Genomic DNA, 26,295 nt, shown 5'->3' on the forward strand with positions numbered 1-26,295 from the left:
TTTTGTAATTAGGGAACTTCCTGCACCTTCGATGCCACCCCACAACTGTTGAAAGTTAAAAAATCGTCATTGCGAGGAGACCGTAAGACTTAAACTGTCATTGCGAGGAGTTACCTTAGTAGCAACGAAGCAATCCCGTTTTGTGTCATACCTGCGAAAGCAGGTATCTAGATTCCCGCCGTTGCTAAGAATGACAACTTACAGTGTCATTGCGAGGAGACCGTAGGTCGACGAAGCAATCCATATGACAAGTTTCATGGATTGCCACGCTCACATACGTTCGCTCGCAATGACATATCTTGCACAGTTGATAGAAATGGTTAAATCTTACTCCATGTTCCTACTGAACTCTGTTTATAACAGTCAATCATCGGTGTCGCAATAGTTAGTTCATTTATTGTTTTAACTATTAGACTTAAATTATCCAAACCATCATATATTATAATTATTCTTTGAAAATGTGCAACATAGTGTTTGTTATTAAGAATTTCTTGTATATCAAATGGGGCAATGATTATTAGAATCGTAGCTTGATTAGGATTCTCTAACTGATGAGTAATATAGACTGGTTGTTTTTCTGGTAATGGATCAAGCTTACTACCATGTGGAATAAACTGTTTTCTAGAATAAGTCCATATCATCTTGTTTAGTGATTCTTGGACTTCAATATCTGGAGCTAAAACGACAATTCTTAAATTGCTATGATAAGATTTTTCTACTAAAAGACAGGTTGTTTTATATAGCGATCCTTCGGTAGCATGATAAAGACTAAATTGTTGCATGGTTATTCTCTTAATATTTAAAACTTATATACTCAGGTAGAACTTCAAGAATTGGCGTTCCCGCGACCAAAGATCGAAGCTGCTCACATACTAATGTACGCTACGCTGCTCGACTTTGCTACTGCCTAGCTCTTCTTGAAGTTATACTATCGTCTACCAACTCTTCATTTACGAGCAGTATAATAGGCGAATTCGGGATAAGAATTAACTAATTTTTATCCCGAATGGGGGGAGGTTATTAGAATCCCTCTATCTCTAGCCTCCAAATCCTTATAAACTTGCTTAACCGTATAACCATAACTAATAAAAATTTCTGTAACAGCTGTCAATTGATTAAAACCAATCTCTAAGAATAATTTACCATTTTGTTTTAAAAATCCCTTGGCTTCTTTAGCGATTATGTAATATGAAGCTAATCCATTATCTTCAGCAAATAAGGCTAAGTGGGGTTCATATTTCAGGGGCTCAGAAGACATATAAACAGTATCATCAAAAGAAATATATGGTGGATTACTTACGATGATATCAAATTCTTGCTTTTCTAGATTATCAAACCAGTTACTATTAATTATTTTAAACCTATCAGAAACTTTATGTTTTATAGCATTTTGACTAGCTATAGCAATCGCTTCATTACTTATATCAGTTGCAGTTACATTGCTATTTGGCATTTCCAATAATAAGCTTACAGCAATACAGCCACTACCAATACCAAGCTCCAATATTGTTAGCTCGGCATTTATTTTTATATCGCTTAAAATCGCATCTACAATAATCTCAGTATCTTGCCGAGGAATAAGTACTTTATCATTTATAATAAACTGGTAACTATAAAATTCTTTATATCCTACAATATAGGCTATTGGCTCTAGTAATGTACGCCTATTAACCAAATCCTCAAAAATAATTTGCTCTTGTTGTGTCAATTCTTCTTCTGACCTTGCTAATAAATATTCAATAGATTTACCAGTTACATGCTGCATCAATATGCGTGATTCTAAGTTGGCTGATTTAATACCCACTGCTTGCAACTTGCTAGCAGCATAAATTAAGGATTCTTTTATATTCATGCAATTATTTCTACAATATCCTGTGGCAAAGGTGATTCAAATTCTAATAATTTATCACTTACCGGGTGGGAAAAACTTATATACCAAGAATGTAATGCTTGCCTCTTGAAATCCATTAATTTTTGTGGTACTATGCTAAAATTAGAGCTAACTTTCTTGCTATTCTTGCCATAAGTTTTGTCTCCTACTACCGAATGTTTTAAATGACTCAACTGTACTCTGATTTGATGAGTTCGCCCGGTAGTAAGTCGACATTCTACCATACTTATAATACCATCAAAAAATATTTCCTCTGTTTTATAATGAGTAACCGCCTCTTTACCACCAAATTTTAGAATAGTCATTTTTTGCCGCATAATACGGTCTCTACCAATATTATTTCTTATAACTCCCTCTTGCGGATTGATAATACCCCAAACGAGTGCTTTATATTTGCGTATAAGATTACGGCTTTCTATTTGCTTTGCAAGATGTACATGGGCAAAATTATTCTTTGCTACCACCATAAGACCTGATGTATCTTTATCCAAACGATGAACTATGCCAGGTCTTTCTAACCCTCCTATGCTAGATAAAGATTTTGCATGATGTAATAAGGCATTTACCAAAGTATCCTGGTGGTTACCACTACCAGGATGGACTGTCATACCAGCTGCTTTATTGATCACCATTAAATCTTCATCTTCATAAAAAATATCAAGTTTAATATCAGCTTCCTGCATTGTTAATGGATCAGGGTCTTTAAAAAATACTGAAATAAGGTCATTCTCCTTGACCTTAAAGTTAGAATCAGAAATAATCAAACCATTAACTTGTACTTGGAAGTCATTTATACTTTTCTGGACTTGGCTTCTAGATGTTTTACTGATAAGGCTTACCAAAGCCTTATCAAGTCTAAACCCATCTAGATTGTTAGGTACGTTATATTCTTCCATTGGCTAAAATATTTTAAAATAATAAAATGACTCATTTAACAAAAAAAATCAATCAACTAAAATGGTTGCAAACAATTGGTATAGATTATTATTTGTCAGAATCAACTATTAATCAGCAAAAAATACAGATTAATTCTAATATTAAAGCTAAGCCGATTAGTATTCCACCAGCTCTACCTAGCTCCAACAGTCCTGGTCATTCCCACGTAGGTAAGAAGCCAGAACTTGTACAAAAACAGGATGACATCATTTCGTTGTCTAGAACTTTAGCTGACTCAGCTCGCAATTTAGAAGAATTAAAAAAACTACTAATGGATTTTGATGGTTGTGGTTTAAAGAAATTAGCTAATAAAACCGTATTTGCTGATGGCAATCCACAAAGTTCTATAATGTTTATTGGGGAAGCACCGGGTAGTAGCGAAGATGCACAAGGGATACCATTTTGCGGTGAAAGTGGTAAGTTACTCGATAATGTCTTAGCCTCGATCAATATTTCAAGAGAACATAACGCTTATATTACTAACACTGTATTTTGGCGGCCACCAGCCAACCGCCAACCAACGCAAGAAGAAATAGATATTTGCCGACCTTTCGTTGAGAAGCATATCGCTTTAATAAACCCAAAACTAATTGTTTTAGTGGGAAACGTTGCAGCAACCAGCTTACTTGGCAAAAATGCTGGTATAAGTAAAATCAGACAAGAATATTATTTATATACCAATCAGTATCTTAGCAAGCCAATTCAAACCACTTCTATCTTCCATCCTGCCTATCTGCTTAGACAACCAATGCAGAAAAAACCCACTTGGTATGATTTACTAAAAATCCATGAATATATCAATACAAGTCGGATATAGGGTGTTGTCAAACTACCATAGTACCCTACATTTTTATTTCACTACTGTTAAGGGGTCTTCCGAGCACCATTGCGAGAAGCCGCTGAAAGCGGCGACGCGGCAATCCAAGATACGCGAAGCGTTACTCTAAAAAAACAGCTTCGCTGTTTACCTAGATCGCCACGGCATCTAAAGAGCCTTGCTATGACGATTATAGAAAAATGTAGGGTACTATGTCAAACTAAACGCCCCTAGTTGCTTGTTTCACTCCTTTTCCTACAATGCTATCTTTTATTGCTACACCTAGATTAACAACACTTTTGGCAAGTTCTCCAGTAGCTATCGCATTGTTTAAAGTACCTTTAGCTATAGTACCAACCGCATGACATGCAGATTTTATCACATTCCCTACTGCATTTAAAATTGGATTATTTCTAACTGCATCAGCTGAACCTTCAAATATTTTTCCAACTTTCATTAATTGATCTTTGGCAAATTTTTCTAGGCGTCCAATTGGACTCTTTTCATAATTTTCTCTACTCTGTTCATCAGCAAAAGCTTTGATAGGAGAGGCATGCACAGTATCAGTATAATCTGTCACCCCTTGTCTTACTTTGTCAAAACCATTCTTAAAATCTTGAAAAAGTTTTTGTGCTTGTTCACCTTGCAATTTCTCCAATCCTTTTAATTGTGCAATTTTCTGCAAATTTTCTTCTGCATTTTGTAAATAATTTGCAATTTCACTTAATGCTATGTTTAAATCTTCAAATGGTCCAACACCGCTTCTTGTTCCCACGCCTTGGTCATGAGTCGGGGTTATACTTACCCCCGTAGCTCCTTCCTTATGAGACGGTAGAGAATCCACTTTTGTATTATTATCGTCACTTTCACTCATAATATCCTCTATTTTAATTATACTATTCACCTAGAAGCTATCATAAAAGTAACTGCACCGCAACCACTAAAAATCTAAATCAGCATAACAAGGTGGTGGAGTGAAACCTGGTATTTGGTCATGTAATAAGGAGCGGAAGCTAGGTCTAGATTTGATGATTGCATACCAATGACGAATAGACAGCCATTTGTCCCAACTAATTTCGCCAAAATAATCTAGAACCGATATATGACAGGCAGCAGCTATATCTGCACAACTTAAAGAATTTGATGCAATAAAGCTACGCTTTTCAAATAAATTTGACATATAGTTTAAATGGTGTGATAGATTATTTTTTGCTGCCCTAAGAAAATCGGTTCTAGGACCACCTAATTGGCAGAAGGACCTTACTATTTTTTCATCGATAATAATTTTTGTTACTTCACGGTAAAATTTTTCGTTAAACCAACTGAGCAACCTACGAATTTCACATTTAATATCAATATCTTCATCGATAAAATTAAAATTTGGATATTTTTCATGTAAATACTCAGTGATGGGATAAATTCCTGCTATAATTAGAGTGGACGCCTCTTGTAAGACAGGTGTCGTCCCCGCCTGATTTAAAGACAAAAATTCCTTGTCTCGAAGCCAATAATCCTCCTTAACCATAGTAAACTGCACATCTAGCTCTTTTAATAACACCCGAACCTGACGTGACAATGGACAAATAGGATAATGATATAATTTCCTCAATTAACTACCCTTCTTTAAACATTAAACCTAAAATGCACCACATCCCCATCCTGCATTTTATACTCCTTGCCCTCTAAACGCATTTTACCCATTTCTTTGGCTTTTACTTCCCCATTAAACTTTATATAATCCTGATAGCTAATAACTTCAGCCCGGATAAAACCTTTCTCAAAATCAGTATGAATAATACCGGCTGCTTGAGGAGCTAGCGTACCATTACGAAAAGTCCAGCCATGTGTTTCTTTGGGACCTACAGTAAAAAAGCTTCTTAGGTCTAATAAATTATACATTTCTTTGATAATTTTACTTAGACCCGTTTCCACAAGACCCATACTATTTAAGAATTCAGATTTCTCTTCGTCACTTTCTAAAATTGCAATATCCGCTTCAATTTTTGATGAAATAATAACATGTTTTGCACCTTCTTCTTCAGCTTTTTTTGCTACAAGTTCCGTAAATTTATTACCAGTAACCGCATCTTCTTCCAGTACATTGCAAGCATACAAAACCGGCTTAGAAGTTAATAATTGTAATTGTTCCAAAGCCTCTTTACTATAAGTCCCAATCATGCTACGGACTGGTTTACCTATTGCAAGAGTTGCTTGAATCTCTTTTAATAATTCTACTTGCTCTTTTAAAGCTTTATCGCCTGTTTTCAAACGTTTCTCAGAATTTATTAAGCGTTTTTCTACCGATTCAAGATCTGCTAAAATTAATTCTGTTTCTATTATCTCAGCATCATATATTGGATCAATCTTATTATGCACATGAGTAATATCTATATCTTCGAAACAACGTAGTACGTGCAAAATAGCATCAACCTCTCGTATGTGAGATAAAAACTTATTACCAAGCCCTTCACCTTTACTTGCCCCTTTTACCAAACCGGCAATATCGACAACTTCTATATAAGTAGGAATAATTTTAATAGAATTAGCAATAGCTGCCAACTCATTTAGCCTATCATCCGGTACTGATACTATAGCAGAATTTGGTTCTATAGTGCAGAAAGGATAATTAGCCGCTTCTGCTGCAATACTAGAAGTTAGAGCATTAAATAAAGTTGATTTTCCTACATTTGGTAAACCAACAATACCACATCTTAGTGTCATAAATCTTTCCTTAAATAATATGCTTCCGAATCTTTATCATAGCCACTTCTTACAAACTCTAATTTAAAACCTAATTTTTCATAAAATGGTCTGGCCTGCCAATCGGTAGTATTTAAAGTCATAAATTTACAATTACGCTCTCGTGCTAGATTTTCTGCCTTGGACATTAGCAAAGTACCGTAATTCTGACCTCGAAAATCTTCAGAAACCCATAACGTATCAACGTGTAAACAACCATAAATAAGTACACCTTTTATACCAGCAACAAAGTTTTTATCCTTATCAAAACACGAGAAGGAAAATGATTGGACAGCATCAAGACCCTTCTTGTTTTTAGCAAGTTCATCTAACCCATCCTGCATTATCTTTGAATATTGTGCATCCATGTCATCTGCATAGACACAAGTTAATTGTTGTTTCATATTTAAACGATGCTTCTTTTAAACTCTTCCATTTCACCTGAAAGCAATAAACGGAAATTATTAATTATTACCTCAATGGAATTAACAATAATTTTATACTCTTCTTTAGAAAAAGCAGATAAGACGTAATCCGATACATCGCCATTAGCTACTGGTCTTCCTACCCCGATTCTGATACGGTGATAATCATTTCCTATACACTGATCCAATGATTTTAGACCATTATGTCCACCACTACCACCAGCCAATTTATATTTTATTCTACCAGTTTCTAAATCTATATCATCATGTAAAACGAAAATATTTGGTGGTTTGATATTATAGTAAGAACATATTGCTTGTACTGCTTTACCGGACAGATTCATGTAAGTCAGAGGCTTTGCTAATAGTAATTTATGCCCCTCTATTGTCCCTTGTGCAAGTTCTGCATGAAATTTAACTTTGGTATTCCAAGAAATTTTATAATATTCTGATAAATAATCAATAGCTATGAAGCCAACATTATGGCGAGTATTTTGATACCCTTTGCCTATATTGCCCAAACCTACAACAAGTATATATCCTTTGTCTTCAGATTTAAGCATATTATAATATCATTAGAGAGCGATTTGTATACTCGATGAAAATCAAGAATTGTGTTGTCATTATCCAATATCTGCGGTGTTCACATACTATATGTACGCCTAGCACCTCGACCCACAACTGTTGAAAGTTAAAAAATCGTCTATTAGCGAAGCAGTGTTGAAAGTTAAAATCGTCTATTAGCGAGCGAACGTACGTGAGCGTGGCAATCCCATGAAACTTGTCATATGGATGCTTCGTCGACCTACGGTCTCCTCGCTAATAGACGATTTTAACTTTCAACAGTTGTGGGTGATATCCAAGACATAGTACCCTTATAGCTTCAAAAACAACTATTTTGTCGGCTTCACTTCTTCAGTTGCAGCTTCTTCATCTTCTGACTTACTACCCTTACGACCGATTATAGTAGCCATAATAAAATCATTTTTACTAGCTAGCTCGACTCCTTCAGGAAGTTTAATGCTTTTTGCTTTTAAAGACTGACCGATATGCATGTTAGTAACATCAATATTAATATTTTTAGGTATATTATTGACATCACATAAAAGAGTTATAGTTCTTTTTATTATATTGAAGAATCCACCTCTTTTAACTCCCAAAGCTCTTTCTTTACCCTCATAGACTACCGGCACTTCCATTCTTTGGGTTTTTTCCTCTAAATGGACAAAGTCAACATGCCTAACTATGTCAGTGATAGGATGCAATTCTACAGCCTTTGGTAACACTTTATGCGTTTTACTACCCACTTTAATTTGAATAACTGTAGAGATAAAACCGGGTTTTCTATAATGCTTAGTTATCTCTTTTTCTTCGATAGAAACGGCTAAGGCTTCTTTACCTGCTCCATAAACTATGGCTGGAACCATACCTTTCCTACGTAGTTCTCTTGCGACTCCCGTACCAAATTTCGCCCGCATTTCTGCTGCAAGTTCTAATAGTTCACTCATCTTTTTCTCCTAAGAGCTTTTAAAGCATAGATGATAGTACTAAATGTTAAAAAATTCAAGTATTAATTTGACAAGCAGCTTTAAAGCTGCTTACATTAATGCCACAGGGTAATTTCAAAATTGTAATCAATACTAAAAAAATATCATTGCCTAACTAAAAGCGGGCATGATATCTTTTTTGCTTACCCTACTATTTACTAGAGTTAATAAGGAGGTATTTACATGTCGAAAGATAAAGATCAACAAATAGAAAGCCTGTTATCACAGGAAAAAGGTAAATTACTGGATACAATAAATTCTGTAGGGAATCTTTTAGAGGCTAATAAACAATTAGAAAATAGTAGACATCTACAACAGAAAGTGGAAGATTTAAAGAAAGAATACCCTTCTTTACCTTGGTTTAAAAGGTTTGTACATACTGTTACACAAGTAAAATATCTGTTTATACAAAATGATAAGGAAATTGCTGAAAAAAAGAGAAGAGACAACAGAAAGGCTCTCAAAAATGTTGACAATAAGTTAAGAGATGTAGGTAAAAAAAACTTATATTTACAGAAAATTATAGATACAGAGTTACAAGCAGGATTTGATGATATCATAACCAAAGAACTATCAGAGAAACAACTAGAAAAGGTAAAAGGATTAAGAGAATCCTTAGTAAATTTAGGTATATCTCATGAAAAATTTAGCCAAATTGTACCACAAGTTTATAATGCTGATGAAGCAAAGGCACTACACCAAGAAAGAATAAGACTGTTACACGTACAACAAGACCTAGTTAAGTTGGTAAAGGCTAATGATAATATTAAAGAACTTCTTACTATAAAGAAAGACTTAGCAGACTTACGGGAAGAATTACCATCAACATGGCTAGATGGTCTTAAAAAAATTACTGCAAAGATTAAGCATGTTTTCGTAAAAACTCCAGAACAAATTTTAAAAGAAAACATACCTCTCAATAATACAATATTAAAAAGGGTTGATGAGGGATTAGAGATCACTGGTAAAAACATAAAAGATTCAACAGTAGCTAGAACAAATAAGTTACGGAAAGAACTAGAAAAACTTGAAGGTAGAGATATACTAAAGCTCAGGTCAGACAAAGTAGAAGCTTTAAGAAATGAGCTTGAAACCACTTTTATATCTGCAGTTACTGCTTCACAGCCATTATCTACAAGCCAAGATTTGGCTCAATCTCAAGCCATGTCATCATCAATGCCTGAACGGATAACACCTAAACGCCCAGCGCCACCTCCTCCACTTATGCGTACTACGTCGATGCCGAACCCAACTATTCATCAAGCAGCGGAAAACACTATAACAAGCTCTCTTTCATCTTCACCCCTTCCTCATACATCATTGCAGGATTCACAAAATATTCAGCATAGAGAGGAAACTAAACCGAAAGCACATATAGCTGGTAAAGGCAAAGCACCATCTCCTCCACCGTCGCAGAATCAAGAGGTGCAGCAAGCAGTGGGAAATGCTATGGCAGTACCACCTCCTCCGCCACCACCTCCACCTCCTCCATTGCCACAAGGTACTCAGCACACAATGGGGAATGCTATGGCAGTACCACCTCCTCCGCCACCACCTCCACCTCCTCCATTGCCACAAGGTACTCAGCACACAATGGGGAATGCTATGGCAGTACCACCTCCTCCGCCACCACCTCCACCTCCTCCGATAGAAGGTTTACGTGCCACTCAGCAAGCAGCAGGAAATGCTATGGCAGCACCTCCTCCACCGCCCCCTCCGCCACCGCCTGCAGAACCTACGGCAGGTCAAGCTCAGAAGGCAGCAGCAGTAACACCGCAAGGACAAGGAGAAGATAGGGGAGCATTATGGGATGAAATTAGGAAGGGGATACAACTTAAAAAAGCACCCACAACAACCCATCCAGTATCTCCACCGTCAGGTTCTGATCATGACAAAGCAACAGTAAGAGAGCAAGGGGAAGGAGAAACAAAATTCTTAACTGAAATGGTACTGAAGGCAAAGCTTAGAGAAGAAAAACTATCTGTATTAGGGGGAAATAAAGCACTAGAAGAACTAGAGAGAAAACTAGAGGAAAAACCAAAAACACCACCTACTAGCCCTTCTGGTTCAATAGCAGATAGCCTTAGACAGGCTATAATAGATAGATCTAAGGCATTTCGTGATGATGAAGATGAGGAACCTGAACATGCTGATCTTGTGAAACTTATTGAGGGAAGGATTGTTGATGAGAATACCCTTAAAACTCTTATTAACAAGGCTGGTGTTAAAGATGATAAGGAGCTAATTAAACTTATTAATGATGACGACATTTGGGATGATGAAGATAGGGAGAAAAAACGAGATAAAGTCATCCAGCAGCTAGAGAAGATTAAGAAAAATCTTGATAGAGGAGAATTGGCTGAGTTACCGTCTAACCCTGTTGCTAACGTTGATACGACAAAAGGACAATTCCCACCAAAGTTACAGTCAGCAGCAAAAGCTATTGGAGGAAATCTCCCCATGACCCCAAAAGATGGATACAAAACCCTTCCTCCTACTCCATCCCCCAAACTAGTTGGTATCAAAAAAGAGCCTAGTTCTAGGGAAGTATAGTAATTTATGCGAATTTGGGATAACATCTAGGCTACCTCATGTCTTGTATACTACTCCCGCGAATTTGGGATAACATCTAGGCTACCTCATGTCTTGTATACTACTCCCGCGAATTTGGGATAAGAATTAACTAATTCTTATCCTGAATTCTTATGTTATTGTTACTGATTATGACACATATAACAACTATTGATTGTAATTTTAAATTATTTTTTAATTTATGATTAAATTGTTGTTGATTATTTAAATATTTGGTATATTAGTTGATCTAGGATAAAAAAAATAGCTTTATGAAAACTACCTTACCTAGTCGTTCACTAGTGATTAAAGAAAAGCTAGATAATATTGTTAAAGAAATCCTATATGTAGGCAAATCAAAAATAGCAATGATTATCTTATTTGGCTCTTATGCTAGAGGAGATTGGGTAGAGGATATAGAGAAGGTAGGGGATATTAGTTATTATAAGTATCAAAGTGATTTTGACCTTTTGTTGATTTTAAAGAACGGAGAATATGCCGGCTATCCAGCTATAAACCTACAACATAAGATAGAGAATAGGCTAGGTAAAAAATTCTCATTAGATGAAAAACCACCAATTACTCTGATACTTGAACCTATTAAACTGGTAAATAGGCAACTGGAAAAGGGGCAGTATTTCTTTAGTGATATCAAGAAAGAGGGCATTCTTTTATATAATAGTGGTGAATTTATACTATCTGAAGCTAAGGAACTATCATGGAAGGAACGTAGACCAATAGCTGAGAAAGATTACAAATATTGGTTTAAAAAAGCCAAGGACTTTCTATTGCTTGCTCATTTGTGTTTAGATATAGAACAATTGAATAATGCAGCCTTTATGCTTCACCAAGCTACCGAGAGCTTTTATAATGCTATCCTGTTAGTTTTTACTGGTTACAAGGCAAAGTCACATGATATACTGGGACTTGGCGATAGGGCTAGAAGTCATCATTACGATCTCTATAAGATATTTCCACATGAGACTCCTGAGCAAGAAGAGTGCTTTACGTTATTGCGAAATGCTTATGTTGACGCAAGGTATGATCAAGATTATACAATTAGTAAAGAACAATTACTTTACCTTATTAACCGGGTAGAGGAATTAAAGATAGTGACTGAAAAGATATGTCTAGAAAGGATTAATAAAATAGAAGTATACTCAAATGATTTGAAGAATTGGATTTGAAAATGAATGGTGAGCATGCGAATCCATGATATGTTCAAAAAACAATTCGTAGGAGCAGAAGAGTATACTGCTCGTAAATGAAGAGTTGGGTAGACAATAGTATAACTTCAAGAAGAGCTAGGCAGTAGCAAAGTCGAGCGGCGTAGCGTACATGAGTAACTAGGCAGCTTCGATCTTTAGACATGACGACGCCAATTCTTGAAGTTCTACCTGAGTATATAATCAAAAATTAAATTCTAATATGCGTATACCATCAATATTTAAGAAAATATTACTAATTATTCGCCAAAGTAGTCGTATAATTGTTAAATTAGTAATTATAGATCAATTAGTAAAATGGTATCTTATAGGTTATCTAAGAGGTAAAGCTGGTCTAACGCTAGAAATAACCAGCTTTTTAGATATGGTTTATATTTGGAATTATGGAATTAGTTTTGGAATACTTCGAAATTATTACCAGTATAGTAATATGCTTTTTATAGTTGTTAACTCTGCCCTTATAGCATATTTGTGGTATATCTTATTAAAATGTAAAACAATGCCAAGCTTCGTTGGTTATAGTTTTTTTATTGGTGGTGCTATTAGTAATTTGATCGACCGTTTTGTTCATGGGGCGGTATTTGATTTTATTTATTTTCACTATAAAGATTTTGGTTTTCCGGTATTTAATCTAGCAGATAGTTTCATTTCATTAGGTGCAATATTCTTATTGCACGATTATTATAAGACCAAGAAAATTGTTGAACAACAACAAGATGTTGAATATAATCACGCTCGATTGCAAACTGAAGCGGATAGGATTCGTGAGCTTGATTCTAAGAAAAATATAAATTTATAAAGAGGATTGATATGTACTCAAATGATTTGGAGGATGGGGAAAACAAACAAGGGATAAGCGAACGCAAACAGTACAATAAGGTACGTGAGTACGCGAATACCCAGCAAGTATTTGCAAAAACCAATTCTTTAAAGCAGAAGAGTATGCGTATAATTTTTTTGTTATTTACTACCTTAGTAACACTGTCTGCCTGCAATAAAAAAGTAAAAGAAACAATAGGTATAGTGACACCTGGTCCTGATGAGTATAGGGTACAACGCAATAAAACCTTAGAAGTTCCCCCTCACTATGAATTGCCTTCTATCGAAGAAAAAGATACAAAGAGCCACAAAATTCATTCTCCAAAAGATCTGAATGATGGAGAGCAAGCTTTAATAGATGACATGGAAAAATAATGCTATTATTTTAATATTATATAATTTTTTCACTTAGTGGACAAAAATTTTGATATATACTCGATTAAAATCAACAATTGCCGGAGTCTAAAACAAGGTGAGTGATAATAATAAAAGTGTTGTGTTAAATTTTGGGCCACAACATCCAGCTACCCATGGGGTATTAAGATTAATTTTAGAAATGGATGGTGAGGTTATCAATAAAGCAGACCCGCATATTGGATTGCTGCATCGTGGTACTGAAAAATTAATTGAGCATAAAACATACCTACAAGCTATACCATATTTTGATCGGTTAGATTACGTATCGCCAATGTGCCAAGAACACGCTTTTGCCTTAGCAGTTGAAGGATTGCTTGGCTGCAACGTGCCAAGACGAGCAGGGTTTATTCGAGTGATGTTTTCTGAGCTTACTCGTATCCTTAACCACATACTGAATATAACAACACAAGCCCTAGATGTTGGTGCTACTACCCCCCTATTATGGTTATTTGAGGAACGCGAAAAAATTATGGAATTTTATGAGCGTGTCTCCGGCTCTAGAATGCATGCAAATTATTTTAGACCTGGTGGTGTTGCACAGGACTTACCAAATGGTATACTAGAAGATATAAATATTTTTGTTCAGCAATTCTCAAAAAAACTAGAAGACGTCGAGAGTCTGTTAAATGACAATAGAATTTGGAAACAACGCTTAGTAGATATCGGAGTAGTAAGTCAAAAAGAAGCTATGGATTGGGGGTTTTCTGGTCCAATGCTTAGAGGCTCAGGCATCGCATGGGATCTTAGAAAAGCCACCCCGTATGATGTATATGATGAGCTAGATTTTGATATACCAATTGGCAAAAATGGTGATTGTTATGATAGGTATTTGGTGCGTATTGAAGAAATGTACCAATCACTTAAAATTATACAGCAATGTCTTGAAAAAATGCCAAAGGGTTCTATTAAAACCGATGATCCTAGAATTGCACCACCCTCAAGAGAAAAAATGAAAGAATCAATGGAAGCCATGATTAATCATTTTAAACTTTACACTGAAGGATATGATGTACCAAAAGGCGAAATATATAAATTTGTTGAAGCACCAAAAGGCGAGTTTGGTGTGTATTTATACTCTGATGGAACAAACAGACCTTATAGATGCCGGATTAAAGCCCCTGGGTTTGCTCATCTACAAGGTCTAGACTTTATGTCGAAAGGACATTTGATGGCAGATGTGGTAACTATTATTGCCAGTCTTGATATTGTTTTTGGAGAAATTGATCGATGAATGATGAACCACTAAATTTCAGTTTTAATGATGAGAACTTAAAAAAAGCCCAAAATATCATTAAGAAATATCCTGAAAACAAACAAAAGAGTGCGATCTTGCCATTACTTGACCTTGCACAACGCCAAATGAATGGTTGGTTACCAAGAGGCTGCATAGAGTATGTAGCAAATTTTTTAAATTTACCTTTCATCCGAGCATATGAAGTTGCAACATTTTATACCATGTTTAATCTAAAGCCAGTAGGACGATATCATATACAAATTTGTGGGACTACTCCTTGTTGGCTAAGGGGTAGCGATAAAATTGTAACTATTTGTAAAAAAAAACTTGGTATTAACTTTGGTGAACTAACAAGTGATAAAAAATTTAGCCTTACAGAAGTTGAATGTTTGGGAGCTTGTGTCAATGCACCAGTTGTACAAATTAATGATGATTTCTTTGAGGATTTGGACGAAAAAAAAATGGCTGATTTAATTGATAACCTCACCTGACTTCTGCTGGTAATTTATTCGTGCTACCTCTGCTCCTCAAATACATTTGAGTACGCTGTGGATCAAGATTCCGTGGCTTCTTTAAATTCCTCAGCATAAGCAAGTTTGCCAAAGATATCTAGTGTTGTAGATATTGATGATTTGGTTAATTGCTATACTCTTCTGCTCCTACGAATTGTTTTTTGAAAATATCACGGAATTCGTATGCTCATGTACTAATATGCATACCTAGCATACTCACCATTCATTTTCAAATCCAATTCTTCAAATCATTTGAGTATAGAAAAAAAATAATAGACCTCTTTCGAAACTCGCTTGTGCGCAAGGGATTTGAAGGAGACGCTTCACCTCCAACCGCAGCGTACTCTAATTCCGTTACGGATTCGAGTGCCGCATCATTGTCCAAATCACCAGCAGAAGTAGAGTTTCGAAAGAAGTCTAATATCAAAAATTGAAATAATAAATTCTTGAACAATATCACTACTGGTTTAAACTTTCACTCTTTAAAGATAATTATTTATTACAATAGAAATTAAATTTTTGACATCTAAACTACTTAGCATAGCATAAGAAATATGATATATAATTAAAGAGGTGTATTTATGCTACGCAAGGTGATTCCCTGAAGGAACTAATGAAATTGGATGTTTTAGGTACATTACAGCAACTAGTAGAATCAGCCAAATTACATCTTAAACAGGGCGATAAGAATAGCTGTATGACTGAGCTTGATAAACTAGAAGAGTATCTAGAAAATTTTCAAGATATTAGTATGATGCAATCAATGTTTGAAAAACATGCAATAGAACAAGGGCTAGAAAATGATGATATCCTAGAGATTGATAAACATAAACGAGATTTATAGCGGTAGATATATCTATAATAAGTATAATCTCAATTCTTATATCGAATTCAAGGGCAAATATACTCGAAGATTTGAAGAATAGGGACAATAAACAATGGGTGAGCAACCAATTATAGATAAACTACGTGAATACGCAAATTCCTCGCAAGTATTTACGAAGCCAATTCTTTAAATCATTCGATCCACATAACAACAATGTTAGTATTTTATTTTAATAATTTACTAACATGTCATGCACTTTTGACAGCCAATATCTCTTTTCCCCCTTCTAATTTGTTTATAGAACCGTGATATTGTTACAACCAAGACTTATTATTTCAATTTTCTGCATTATTTTTTCTTGCTATTAATTAACCAAATTATCAATATCTATTAGTATTAATAAATATATTAAGGTGAATAAATGATAGGATATCAGCAAGAACAAAGAAGCCTAACTAAAGAACAAAAAGAAGCTGTTGGATTGCTATCGATTGGGACTTTTTTGGAATATTTTGATCTGATGCTTTATGTTCATATGGCTGTACTGTTAAATGAGTTGTTTTTTCCAAAAGCCGATCCTCATACTGCAGCAATTTATTCTGCTTTTGCTTTTTGTTCTACTTATTTATTAAGACCATTTGGGGCTTTACTATTTGGTTGGATAGGAGATAATATTGGACGTAAGGCGACTGTTATTATTACAACTTTTATGATGGCTTTATCCTGTTTTGTGATGGCTACTCTTCCAACTTATGCTGAAGTTGGACTCATTGCTACTATATTAGTTACAATATGTCGAATTCTTCAAGGCTTATCATCTATGGGAGAATTTATAGGTGCACAATTATATTTAACTGAAATAACAAAACCACCTATCCAATACCCAGTAGTAGCATTAACCTCTGTCTTTTCTATATTAGGTGGTACATTTGCATTAGCTATTGCATCTTTTACAACGTTACATAATTTAAACTGGCGTATAGCGTTTTGGTTTGGAGCAGGGGTAGCTATAATAGGTGTTATAGCCCGAACAACTTTAAAGGAAACTACTGATTTTGCTGACGCAAAAAGACGGGTGGAAAATATTTTAGGTGACTCAAAAAAAGACTTAAAATCTAATCCTATATGGAAAGGAATTGTAGAAAAAAATAGTGATAGGAAAAACATAATAGCTTTGTTTTTTATGGATTGTGCTTGGCCAGTATGTTTTTACTTTGCTTATGTTTATTGTGGTAATATTCTTAAGCAAGATTTTGGATTCAGCTCAGAACAAATCATTCATCAAAATTTTATTGTTTCAATAATTCAATTAATAGGAATGTTAGTATTGACTTTTTTAAGTTATAAAGTTTATCCACCAAAAATCATCAAAGCTAAACTATGCTTGTTTATAATTGTTATGTTATTTACCCCAATGTTAATAACAAAAACATCTAGTCATTATACTATATTTTTTATTCAATGTTGTATAATGCTATTTGCCTGTGACTATGTGCCAGCAAGACCAATAACATATACGCATATATCAATTTTCCGACGTTTTACTTATTCATCTTTTTCGTATGCTTTATCACGTGTTATAATGTATATAATAACTTCATTCGGACTGGTGTATTTAGTTGAGTTTTTTGGCTATATAGGATTATTAATTATAATGATACCTGTGGTTATAAGTTATAGTTTTGGTGTAATGCATTTTGGTAGATTAGAGAAAGCGGCTGGTAATTATCTTGATAAGAAAAATTAGTTGCATTTAAATCAATATCTGTCAATACATTAATAGTAGTATATGTGTGTATTAATTTTGATACGCTAGGTAACCCTAAATATTCTGCTAGAACTATGAAATACCGTAAGGTCTCTTCTATAATCTTTTTAGCTTTCTCCGGTGATTTAGCACTAACCGTTCGTATATTATGTAATCTGTCAAATAACTTAACTAAAAGCATATCATGTTTCTTTTCTTTATATAACATTTCGACCATTTCCGCCGAGCTAATCTTGCCATGAGGCTTAACCCTAGTCAAGTCTTGCACTTGACTAGCCACTTGACTGCCAAAAATATAGGCAATCATCTTTTCGGTAAGTGTTGTATCTTCGATGGTGTCGTGTAGTAATGCGGTAACAATCATGTCTGTTCTGAAATATTGTGGAAGCTCTAGGGCTGTGTACTGGGCAAGCATATAAGCCACTTCAATCGGATGCGAGTAATAAGGCTCACCAGACTGCCTCATTTGACTGCCATGATATTTTTTAGCATAGTAGATGCCTTTTTTGAATTCATACATGTCTATTGGTTGCTTTACTTTTGTATTTAGCAAAATTAATTCATTAAGCAACCTCTCAGCATATGCACAATACTGGTATTTTGAATTATCCCAATAGTTATTAACATCTTCCGTAAGAAACCATGATATTTTAATTATAAAGTTATTATAAACTAAAATTCTGATTACTTAAAGCATTTACTGCTTTTTATTTTTAAAAAGATGCGTATTTTCTAATCTTGTTGTATAAATTACATATTTATGATATAATACAACCAATTCTAGATGAAGATTTATTAGCCTTTCTAGGTACATGGTTCATAGTAGTTGTGGTTGGTTTATTCTTATTTGACAGATTCTTTGTTAATTCTAATGCTTTGGACTTTAAATCTTTTTCTTTAGAAGTAGCTTTAGCACTTTTCTCAATAAAACAACTCTGTATTGGCTTGCCTGATGGTAGTTTGATGGCGTGGTTGAACTTAGTGAGTTGCTCATTAAATACCTTTGCATCCACTCCCTCAACTGGCAACTGATCACGAGTTTGTTTTACTAATTTTACTAGTGTATCAATTTCAGATTGCATAGACTTAGCAATTATTGGTTTATTTTCAGGTTTGACCTTATCAGCACAGTCTTTAGGTGTAAGTTGTAATGCTGCACCATACATGAGATCTCTTATATAAGGATCTTTCTCTACACCAACACCTTGTCTAAAACACTTAAACAAGGAGAGAGGAGCTTTTTCACTACCTAAAGTTAATGCAAACCAAAATTCCATAGCAGCCATTTTCCAACTTGCATCTATTTTGCTTTGTGGTGCATCCTGATCTTCCATATCAGCAGCTAAGCCATAATAGTACTCTCCCCAACGGTGATGATGTTCAGAGGTAAGTTTATTTTGTGATGTTGATTTTGCCATAATAATACCTATTATTTATCTTTAAATCCTTTAATTCTGCTAATCTCTTCCACCTCTACCTTTGCTAGTATCTTTATCCTTTGGGTTATTAAGATTTATAGAATTTGTTCTTTGTAATTTAGTATCCTTATTTTCTTTACCACTTAATATTCCCATATGTTTCTCTAACTTATAATCAGAAATTATTTGTTTTGTATCTAACTCTTGTTGCGATACTGGAACGGCTAGGCTTTTTGACGATAATGTACTTCTAGATTTTGAAGGTGGCAAAGTAATAAAAGTTTGGGGCTGTTTTTCCATTGGAGTTAACTTTTTAGCCATTTCCTCTGGAGTAATATCGTATATCTTATGAAATACTTCTTCCCAAGATTGTACTAAACCTTCGTTACATCTATTGTTCTCAGCTAACTCTTTATTAAGACAAATATTGTAAGCCTGTTGTTTTATTCCTTGCTTGTATGCTTTGTACTGATCTATTTTCTTATTAACTAAATTACAGTAATCTTCATGATGTTTTTTCTGATTAGCCAACAAGACTCTTTCCGGGTGATTCTCTGATAAATGCTTAACTTGTTCCTCATATTCCTCAATTTTCTTTATTTCATTAGAGTGATGTTCTCGTTCTATTTTAGCTAGCTTTTTAGTTAGCCGCATGTGTTTACTACGAGCGTTTTCTTCTTTTATTTGTTCAGGTGTTTTACTGAATTTCTGCTTTTCTTCCTCAGTAAGTTTCCGACCTGCTTTTGTAGCTTCAAAGATTTCGTGTAAACTTTCATTATCTTTCCTTTGTCTATTAAGAGAATCATCATAAAAAGAATCAAAAGCTTTATAAATGCCTTGAAATTTATGCTCTCTATCAATTTTTTCTTGTTCTTTTGCTAATCTTATGCCCTCATTGAAATCCACAACTTGGATTTGCTCAGTTGTTTCATAATCAAGAGTTTTACTTACTGCAGTTGCTATTAATTCCAGTATTCCAATATCTATCCCTAACTGACTAGCCATTAAAGCTAAACTACCAGCATCAGCTATAATCAAAGCTAATTGCGTCCTTGAAGTAGCATTACGTACCCTCCCCTCAAGTTTTTCATACTCTTTTTTAATGAAATTCCTCTTAGAAGCATCATTATCTAAATCATTGGTCATTTTATATTTCACTTATATTTCACCATATTAGGGTTTGGTTAACTATTTTATTATTAAAACTAATACTAAATTATTAGTCAAGCATTCTTAAATTGTAACTATTATTAATTTCTAATATTTTTTTATCTATAAAAACAATATCCAATAATTCACTAGCATGGTATATGTGAATGAGGGTCAATAACTCTCTGATCTCAGTTGATATTTTAGCAACATCTTCATTAGACTTACTGCATAAGTCAATCTAGTTGGTGATTTTGTCGTCGAAACTCGCCTCCGCTCCTCACGTACGTCTGTGTACGCGAAGGTAGCCGGCTTCGTTTCTCCTAAAAATCCCTCAACTATCTTTGATTTATGCAGCAAGTCTATTATTTATAAGCACTATGAATAGCAGCAACACCTAAAGTAAGATTCTTATAACTAACATCAGTAAAGCCGACATCCTTTAGCATAATTGCAAAACTCTCCTGATCTGGGAATACATTAATACTTTCCACCAAATATTGATAAGCTGATTCGTTGTTTGCTATAATTTTACCAATCTTAGGAATAATATTAAACGAATAAAACTGGTATAATTGCTTCAAACAATCGTATTCCACTTTAGAAAATTCTAAACATAAAAATTTCCCCCCAGGTTTTAGTACTCGATATGCTTCTTTTAGGGCATTGTCAATTTTTGCCACATTCCTAATACCAAATGCTATAGTATAATAATCGAAACTATTATCAGCAAAAGGTAAGCTTTCTGCATCAGCAACGACATACTCTAATCCCTGTAATATATTACTATCAATAGCTTTGTGACGTGCTACCTCCAGCATATCATGATTTATATCACACATTGTCAACTGCACTAATATATTTTTTGCCGATGCTCGCTTTATTATTCTAAAAGCTATATCACCTGTGCCACTTGCCACATCCAATATATTTGATTTTAAATTGGGAATTTGCCTAACAAATTCATCTTTCCACAAACGATGTACTCCCAAACTCATTAAGTCATTCATTACATCATATTTATTAGCAACACTAGAAAAGATATCTTTAACTAAATCTCTTTTCTGATCAAAGCTCACTTTTGAGAAGCCAAAATTTACTTGCTCAGATTGGTTATCATTATTTTTCATATTACTACTTAGTGCTAAGTTGTTTATATGTTATATTATGATATATAATGAATTATTAATAGTGTTAAAATGTAAAAATGCCAGAACTTCCTGAGGTTGAAACATTAAAACGTTGTCTAGAACAGCGAATAGTAGGGGCTACCATCAATAAACTCGATAAGAAACGAGATGATATACGCTATAAACTAAGCGATCAGTTAGAGTCAAATGTAGAGTTAGCAAGAATTGTAGCTTTAAGACGTAGAGCAAAATATTTGCTAATAGATTTGGATAATTATTATTCCATTATTGTACATCTTGGCATGACTGGTAGGCTGACCCTACAACCTAGTGATTATAAGCTACAAACGCATGATCATGTGGTTATATCTTTGACAACTTGCGAGAAATTAGTTTTTAATGATCCACGACGTTTCGGGATGATTTATAGTATGCTAACAAACCTTGCCCAAGAAAAATTTTTACTAAATTTAGGTGTAGAACCTTTGTCAAATGATATGTCTGATGAGTATCTAAAAACAAAATTATTAAATCGCTCTGTTCCGATAAAAAATTTATTAATGGATAATCGGATTATTGTCGGTGTTGGTAATATATATGCTTCTGAAAGCCTTTTTATTGCTAAAATACACCCAAGCAGACTGGGTAGTAGTTTGTCAAACAAGGAAATAAGTAATTTGGTATTAGCCATTAAAAATGTTTTAACAAAGGCAATATCAGCAGGAGGTACTACTCTCAAAGATTTTGTTAGCGGTGATAGTAAACCTGGTTACTTCCAACAAGAATTACAGGTTTATGCACGAGAAAATCAAAAATGTCTAAACTGCAAGGGAATAATAAGGAAAATAAAACAATCCGGCAGAACTAGTTTCTATTGTTCTATTTGCCAAGAATGATAGGTATAGTCAATTCAGGAGAATTGGATAGCAGGAACGATGGAACGAAGCCTCTAGATAATAGGCGAGCGATCGAAGACGACGTTACCAAACTCTTATCAATTGACTATAATCTAAAAAATCCTGTTTTATTTGCCCGTGAAATTATATAGAATAAACAATAAACTATGGTGTTTATTACCGTAATTATTGGGGTAATTGGTATGTCAAGATATAATGACACTACTAAGCCAAGGAAGTCTACAATTAAAGCTACGATAACTGAATTGATAATCATTTGTACTGGATTACTAGAAATCATCCTAGCAGTCATGGCTGGAATCAGCAAAATACTAGTAACGAGTAATGCCCCAACAATCTTAATAGTCAAGAATACTGATAAAGATAACAGTAACAAAAATGCCAATTCAATCGTTCTTACTTTCACCCCCTTAATTTGTGCAATATCTCTATTAATGACAATTAGAATAATCTGGCTATAGAAATACCAAACGAAAGAAATAACGAATATAAGTATAATTGATAAGGTTAATATATCATTTAAAGAGGCAGATAAAATATCGCCAAATAATAGGTTAGTGATCTTAATCTGTAGTGGGTACATATAACCTACTACTAAGGCTAAAGATAACATAAAACTTGATATTAACATTACCACGCTACTACCACCTGACCTATGTTTTAACGTAAACACCAAGATAGCAAATATAACGGCAACAACTAGTCCTGAATAAACAACAGGCAAATGGACAAGGATACTAATACTTCCAGCCAGTAAACTCGCGTGCGAAAGACCATCACCAAAATAAATATATTTTTTCCATAAGCTTATACAACCAAGAGGAGCAAAAATTAGACTGATTAGAATTATAGTTAATATTATTATAGTCATTTTATACGATTTTTGCTAGATAATTTGAGAATAGCACTTAGTGCTTCATGATTTCTATGGTATATTAGGAATGGATTCTATAACCAGTAAAGAAATATGTCTACAAAATCTTCTATTAATCAAATAGAACTAGAAAAGTTTAGTAAAATTTCTAGCGGGTGGTGGCAGGAAGATGGAGAGTTTAAAATTCTTCATCAAATAAATCCTATTCGTCTTGGTTACATAATAGATAAGATAAAAGATCATTTTAATATAGATGACGATGTAGTACTATCTTCAAAATTAGATATTTTAGACGTAGGATGTGGCGGGGGATTAATTACCTCTGCTCTCTGTAAACTAAATGGCACAGTCACTGGCATAGATGCGCTACAAAGTAATATAGATATTGCGATGAAGCATGCTGAAGAAGAAAATTTGAATATACAATATCTTAAATCTACTGCTGAGGAATTAGTATACTCAAATAGCAAACAGTATGATGTGGTACTATGTTTAGAAGTTATGGAACATATAGACAATCCTAGTGATTTTGTAAAAAATCTTGCCAATCTAGTAAAACCAAATGGCATGATTATAATTTCAACAATTAACCGTACTGTAAAAGCTTATATGTTAGCTATTTTGATGGCAGAATACCTGCTTAATTGGATACCAAAAAAAACCCATGACCATAGTAAATTTCTTAAACCATCTGAAATTTATTCTATGTTTAGTAAAAATAACATAGAGCTTAAAGAGCTTAAGGGCTTAACTTATAATATTGTCAATAGAAGTTGGCAGTTGAGTGATGATATAGAGGTAAATTATTTTGCTTATTTAACTAGACCTCTTGCAGAACTCCCTCTAGATTAACTTTAAAGAAAATACTATGACTATAATTACTAGATTCGCCCCCTCCCCTACTGGCTTCTTGCATATTGGCGGGGCAAGGACAGCATTGTTTAATTATTTATTTGCCAAACACCATAATGGCAAATTTTTACTTCGAATTGAGGATACTGATAAAACAAGATCAACCGAAGATGCAGTAAATGCTATATTTTCTGGTTTGAAATGGCTTGGTTTAGACTGGGACGGTGAAGTGATTTTTCAGTCTAAAAGAAATGATTTATACAAAAAAGCAGCTCTGAAATTACTAGATGAAGGAAAAGCTTATTATTGTTTTACACCTCAAGAAGAAATAGATCGGCAGCGAGATAATGCTATAGCTAATAAACAACATTTTTTATTTCAAAGTCCTTGGCGAGATGCTGACCCTTGTAACTTTCCGAAAGGTTACCAATCCACAAAAGCAGTGATTAGGCTGAAAGCTCCAAGAACTGGCTATACAACTATCCATGATGCTTTACAAGGGGATGTTACCATTGAAAACTCCCACCTAGATGATATGGTGCTGTTACGTAGCGACGGAAGTAGCACCTATATGTTGGCAGTAGTAGTGGACGACCACGATATGCAGATTACCCATATTATCAGGGGGGATGACCATTTAACTAACGCTGCTCGTCAAATCCTACTTTATCAAGCCTTTGGTTGGGATGTACCACATATGATACATATACCATTAATACACGGTGATGATGGGGCAAAATTATCTAAAAGACATGGTGCTCTTGGAATAAAAGCATACCAAGATATGGGATATTTACCCGAGAGCTTGTGTAATTATTTACTAAGGTTAGGATGGAGTCACAAAGATAATGAGATTATTTCAAGACAACAAGCTATAGAATGGTTTAACCTTGAAGGGCTTGGTAAATCACCTTCCCGTCTTGATTTTGCCAAAATGGATAATTTAAATGCTCATTATCTACGTCAGCTTGATGTTAAGCTATTAACAAAAATGATTTGTAAGAATTTGCAAAAAACTTATAAAATCACCACGGAAGAAACGGAATATATTAAGCAAGCAATGCCAAACTTAAAAATAAGAAGCACAAATTTAGTCGAATTAGCTGAACTAGCCAAGATTTACTTGATTAACGTTCCTATTATCTACTCTGAGGAAGCCAAAGAGATAATCAAGAATTGTGATAAAAATTTGCTAGAGCAAGTTATTGAGGAATTAAAGAATTTACAACATTCTGATAAAGACTCAATTCAAATAAAATTTAAAGAAATAGCCAAGAATAATAATATTAAACTTGCAGATCTCATGCAATCCATTAGATCTCTAATAACAGGTATGACTGCTTCCCCAAGTATTTTTGAAATTATCGCCATAATTGGTAAAGAAAATGCTATTGCTAGGTTGAAATGTACTCAAATGATTTAATAGATTTAAATGATTCTATGAATGGGGACAATAAACAAGGGGTGAGCATACATGAAGTACGTGAGTACGTGAATTCCCAGCAAGTATTTACAAAGAAACAATTCTTCAAAGTAGAAGAGTATATATTTCACAACCTAGTTGGAACATATGCTATTACAAGAATTTTAGGCAATTATGGTACAGCTAAAGGAATCGCTTACTTTATAGAAGATAAAGGACATAGCTCACCTCATTCACGTATATTATACAGAGAGGAGCTTGATGTTGAATATTATGGTAATACCAATAGGGTAAAAGCTTTTAAGGAGTATCTATACTCTCTAGAGCAAAACAAAATTGTTAAATATTTTGTTAATGAAAATAACAATGGTCTATTTTACCAATTACATTTTATCTCTAATACTCCTTTTCAGGATAAACTTCAGGCTAAAGGTACACATCAATGTAACTTAGATATTTATCAAGCTAATTACACATTTTTAAATAAGAATTCTTTTGAACTGAGTTATAAAGTTTTAGGCCCTAACAAAAATTATACGATAAAAACTAGTTTTACTAGAATATCCTGAATTCAATATAATGTAACATTACCGTACCTTCAATGTCACCCTAGGGCAGTTTAAAGGTCTCAACTAATGACAGAAAATACTAAATTAGACCTCCCGACTTCCGCATTTTTTAATAAGGCATAAGCTTGGAAGGCTCATAGTGCTGGGGTTTTTAAAATTTAGGCACAACAGCACTTCGCTAATAGACAATTTTTTAACTCACAACTGTTGTGCTTTCACGGAGATAACAGCTCTG

The 26,295-nt window shown here is 34.2% G+C and carries 28 protein-coding genes; 14 read left to right on the forward strand and 14 right to left on the reverse strand.

Going from position 1 to position 26,295, the window contains the following annotated elements:
- Window positions 1-320: 320 nt before the first annotated feature.
- From AAGD26_RS01070 to AAGD26_RS01080, 3 genes are all read right to left on the reverse strand, one after another.
- Complete coding sequence (locus AAGD26_RS01070) at window positions 321-782, reverse strand: DNA polymerase III subunit chi (RefSeq protein WP_341751871.1); 462 nt, start codon at window positions 780-782, stop codon at window positions 321-323.
- Between the two features lie 215 nt (window positions 783-997).
- Window positions 998-1,852, reverse strand: a complete 855-nt coding sequence (gene prmC, locus AAGD26_RS01075; RefSeq protein WP_341751872.1) for a peptide chain release factor N(5)-glutamine methyltransferase — start codon at window positions 1,850-1,852, stop codon at window positions 998-1,000.
- The gene (locus AAGD26_RS01080; protein WP_341751873.1) at window positions 1,849-2,787 is read right to left on the reverse strand and encodes an RluA family pseudouridine synthase; all 939 of its coding nucleotides are present in this window, start codon (window positions 2,785-2,787) and stop codon (window positions 1,849-1,851) included. Before AAGD26_RS01080 ends, prmC begins: the two co-directional genes overlap by 4 nt.
- A gap of 26 nt (window positions 2,788-2,813) precedes the next feature.
- Here AAGD26_RS01080 and AAGD26_RS01085 point away from each other — a divergent pair, with 26 nt between their 5' ends.
- Window positions 2,814-3,644, forward strand: coding sequence for a uracil-DNA glycosylase family protein (locus AAGD26_RS01085; RefSeq protein WP_341751874.1), 831 nt, complete (start codon window positions 2,814-2,816; stop codon window positions 3,642-3,644).
- A 220-nt stretch (window positions 3,645-3,864) separates the two neighbouring features.
- Here the strand turns inward: AAGD26_RS01085 and AAGD26_RS01090 are convergent, their stop codons facing one another.
- The 6 genes from AAGD26_RS01090 to AAGD26_RS01115 all read right to left on the reverse strand — a co-directional run bounded on the left by AAGD26_RS01090 (window position 3,865) and on the right by AAGD26_RS01115 (window position 8,316).
- The gene (locus tag AAGD26_RS01090) at window positions 3,865-4,518 is read right to left on the reverse strand and encodes a hypothetical protein (RefSeq protein WP_341751875.1); all 654 of its coding nucleotides are present in this window, start codon (window positions 4,516-4,518) and stop codon (window positions 3,865-3,867) included.
- A 66-nt stretch (window positions 4,519-4,584) separates the two neighbouring features.
- Window positions 4,585-5,253 carry a glutathione S-transferase family protein gene (locus AAGD26_RS01095; RefSeq protein ID WP_341751876.1) on the reverse strand — a complete coding sequence of 223 codons (669 nt, stop codon included), beginning with the start codon at window positions 5,251-5,253 and terminating at the stop codon, window positions 4,585-4,587.
- Between the two features lie 14 nt (window positions 5,254-5,267).
- Window positions 5,268-6,365, reverse strand: a complete 1,098-nt coding sequence (gene ychF / locus AAGD26_RS01100; RefSeq protein WP_341751877.1) for a redox-regulated ATPase YchF — start codon at window positions 6,363-6,365, stop codon at window positions 5,268-5,270.
- Window positions 6,362-6,787: a GNAT family N-acetyltransferase gene (locus AAGD26_RS01105; protein ID WP_341751878.1), complete on the reverse strand. Its 426-nt coding sequence runs from the start codon at window positions 6,785-6,787 to the stop codon at window positions 6,362-6,364. The genes ychF and AAGD26_RS01105 overlap by 4 nt, the downstream gene beginning before the upstream one ends.
- 2 nt (window positions 6,788-6,789) lie before the next feature.
- Window positions 6,790-7,371 (reverse strand): aminoacyl-tRNA hydrolase, encoded by a 582-nt coding sequence (gene pth, locus AAGD26_RS01110; RefSeq protein WP_341751879.1) that lies wholly within the window; start codon window positions 7,369-7,371, stop codon window positions 6,790-6,792.
- Between the two features lie 330 nt (window positions 7,372-7,701).
- The gene (locus AAGD26_RS01115) at window positions 7,702-8,316 is read right to left on the reverse strand and encodes a 50S ribosomal protein L25/general stress protein Ctc (RefSeq protein WP_341751880.1); all 615 of its coding nucleotides are present in this window, start codon (window positions 8,314-8,316) and stop codon (window positions 7,702-7,704) included.
- 222 nt (window positions 8,317-8,538) lie between these two features.
- Between AAGD26_RS01115 and AAGD26_RS01120 the strand changes: the two genes are divergently transcribed.
- The 9 genes from AAGD26_RS01120 (at window position 8,539) to AAGD26_RS01160 (ending at window position 17,707) form a co-directional block, all read left to right on the forward strand.
- The gene (locus AAGD26_RS01120) at window positions 8,539-10,908 is read left to right on the forward strand and encodes a WH2 domain-containing protein (protein WP_341751881.1); all 2,370 of its coding nucleotides are present in this window, start codon (window positions 8,539-8,541) and stop codon (window positions 10,906-10,908) included.
- A gap of 290 nt (window positions 10,909-11,198) precedes the next feature.
- Window positions 11,199-12,113: a HEPN domain-containing protein gene (locus AAGD26_RS01125; protein ID WP_341751882.1), complete on the forward strand. Its 915-nt coding sequence runs from the start codon at window positions 11,199-11,201 to the stop codon at window positions 12,111-12,113.
- A 241-nt stretch (window positions 12,114-12,354) separates the two neighbouring features.
- Window positions 12,355-12,951, forward strand: a complete 597-nt coding sequence (gene lspA / locus AAGD26_RS01130; RefSeq protein WP_375331772.1) for a signal peptidase II — start codon at window positions 12,355-12,357, stop codon at window positions 12,949-12,951.
- A gap of 11 nt (window positions 12,952-12,962) precedes the next feature.
- Window positions 12,963-13,346 carry a hypothetical protein gene (locus AAGD26_RS01135; RefSeq protein ID WP_410520622.1) on the forward strand — a complete coding sequence of 128 codons (384 nt, stop codon included), beginning with the start codon at window positions 12,963-12,965 and terminating at the stop codon, window positions 13,344-13,346.
- A gap of 97 nt (window positions 13,347-13,443) precedes the next feature.
- A complete protein-coding gene (nuoD, locus tag AAGD26_RS01140) occupies window positions 13,444-14,619 on the forward strand; it encodes an NADH dehydrogenase (quinone) subunit D (RefSeq protein ID WP_341751883.1) in 1,176 nt (391 codons plus the stop codon).
- Entirely contained in the window at window positions 14,616-15,113 is a 498-nt protein-coding gene (gene nuoE / locus AAGD26_RS01145; protein WP_341751884.1) for an NADH-quinone oxidoreductase subunit NuoE, read from the forward strand. The genes nuoD and nuoE overlap by 4 nt, the downstream gene beginning before the upstream one ends.
- A 317-nt stretch (window positions 15,114-15,430) precedes the next feature.
- The gene (locus AAGD26_RS01150; RefSeq protein ID WP_341751885.1) at window positions 15,431-15,568 is read left to right on the forward strand and encodes a hypothetical protein; all 138 of its coding nucleotides are present in this window, start codon (window positions 15,431-15,433) and stop codon (window positions 15,566-15,568) included.
- 179 nt (window positions 15,569-15,747) lie between these two features.
- Entirely contained in the window at window positions 15,748-15,978 is a 231-nt protein-coding gene (locus AAGD26_RS01155) for a hypothetical protein (protein ID WP_341747505.1), read from the forward strand.
- A gap of 403 nt (window positions 15,979-16,381) precedes the next feature.
- Window positions 16,382-17,707, forward strand: coding sequence for an MFS transporter (locus AAGD26_RS01160; protein WP_341751886.1), 1,326 nt, complete (start codon window positions 16,382-16,384; stop codon window positions 17,705-17,707).
- On the opposite strand, the gene AAGD26_RS01165 is transcribed toward AAGD26_RS01160, so the two are convergent.
- The 4 genes from AAGD26_RS01165 to ubiE all read right to left on the reverse strand — a co-directional run bounded on the left by AAGD26_RS01165 (window position 17,628) and on the right by ubiE (window position 21,425).
- Window positions 17,628-18,281 carry an HD domain-containing protein gene (locus AAGD26_RS01165; protein ID WP_341751887.1) on the reverse strand — a complete coding sequence of 218 codons (654 nt, stop codon included), beginning with the start codon at window positions 18,279-18,281 and terminating at the stop codon, window positions 17,628-17,630. The two genes, AAGD26_RS01160 and AAGD26_RS01165, sit on opposite strands and share 80 nt — an antisense overlap.
- A gap of 205 nt (window positions 18,282-18,486) precedes the next feature.
- Complete coding sequence (locus AAGD26_RS01170; protein WP_341751888.1) at window positions 18,487-19,146, reverse strand: hypothetical protein; 660 nt, start codon at window positions 19,144-19,146, stop codon at window positions 18,487-18,489.
- A gap of 39 nt (window positions 19,147-19,185) precedes the next feature.
- On the reverse strand, window positions 19,186-20,292 hold the full coding sequence (locus AAGD26_RS01175) for a hypothetical protein (protein ID WP_341751889.1): 1,107 nt from the start codon (window positions 20,290-20,292) through the stop codon (window positions 19,186-19,188).
- Window positions 20,293-20,660: 368 nt separating this feature from the next.
- Window positions 20,661-21,425: a bifunctional demethylmenaquinone methyltransferase/2-methoxy-6-polyprenyl-1,4-benzoquinol methylase UbiE gene (gene ubiE, locus AAGD26_RS01180; protein WP_341751890.1), complete on the reverse strand. Its 765-nt coding sequence runs from the start codon at window positions 21,423-21,425 to the stop codon at window positions 20,661-20,663.
- Between the two features lie 77 nt (window positions 21,426-21,502).
- Here ubiE and mutM point away from each other — a divergent pair, with 77 nt between their 5' ends.
- Entirely contained in the window at window positions 21,503-22,321 is an 819-nt protein-coding gene (gene mutM, locus AAGD26_RS01185) for a bifunctional DNA-formamidopyrimidine glycosylase/DNA-(apurinic or apyrimidinic site) lyase (protein WP_341751891.1), read from the forward strand.
- 106 nt (window positions 22,322-22,427) lie between these two features.
- Here mutM and AAGD26_RS01190 read toward each other — a convergent pair whose 3' ends face one another.
- Window positions 22,428-23,213, reverse strand: coding sequence for a metal ABC transporter permease (locus AAGD26_RS01190; RefSeq protein WP_341747497.1), 786 nt, complete (start codon window positions 23,211-23,213; stop codon window positions 22,428-22,430).
- Between the two features lie 96 nt (window positions 23,214-23,309).
- On the opposite strand from AAGD26_RS01190, the gene ubiG reads away from it, so the two are divergent.
- Genes ubiG through AAGD26_RS01205 form a run of 3 tightly spaced genes read left to right on the forward strand, consistent with a single transcriptional unit; the run spans window position 23,310 to window position 26,060 of the window.
- Window positions 23,310-24,068: a bifunctional 2-polyprenyl-6-hydroxyphenol methylase/3-demethylubiquinol 3-O-methyltransferase UbiG gene (gene ubiG / locus AAGD26_RS01195; RefSeq protein WP_341751892.1), complete on the forward strand. Its 759-nt coding sequence runs from the start codon at window positions 23,310-23,312 to the stop codon at window positions 24,066-24,068.
- 16 nt (window positions 24,069-24,084) lie between these two features.
- Window positions 24,085-25,491 carry a glutamate--tRNA ligase gene (gltX, locus tag AAGD26_RS01200; RefSeq protein WP_341751893.1) on the forward strand — a complete coding sequence of 469 codons (1,407 nt, stop codon included), beginning with the start codon at window positions 24,085-24,087 and terminating at the stop codon, window positions 25,489-25,491.
- Entirely contained in the window at window positions 25,473-26,060 is a 588-nt protein-coding gene (locus AAGD26_RS01205; protein WP_341751894.1) for a DUF6314 family protein, read from the forward strand. Before gltX ends, AAGD26_RS01205 begins: the two co-directional genes overlap by 19 nt.
- Window positions 26,061-26,295 lie beyond the last annotated feature (235 nt).

The sequence above is a fragment of the Candidatus Tisiphia endosymbiont of Piscicola geometra genome (assembly GCF_964026415.1).
Lineage (GTDB): Bacteria > Pseudomonadota > Alphaproteobacteria > Rickettsiales > Rickettsiaceae > Tisiphia.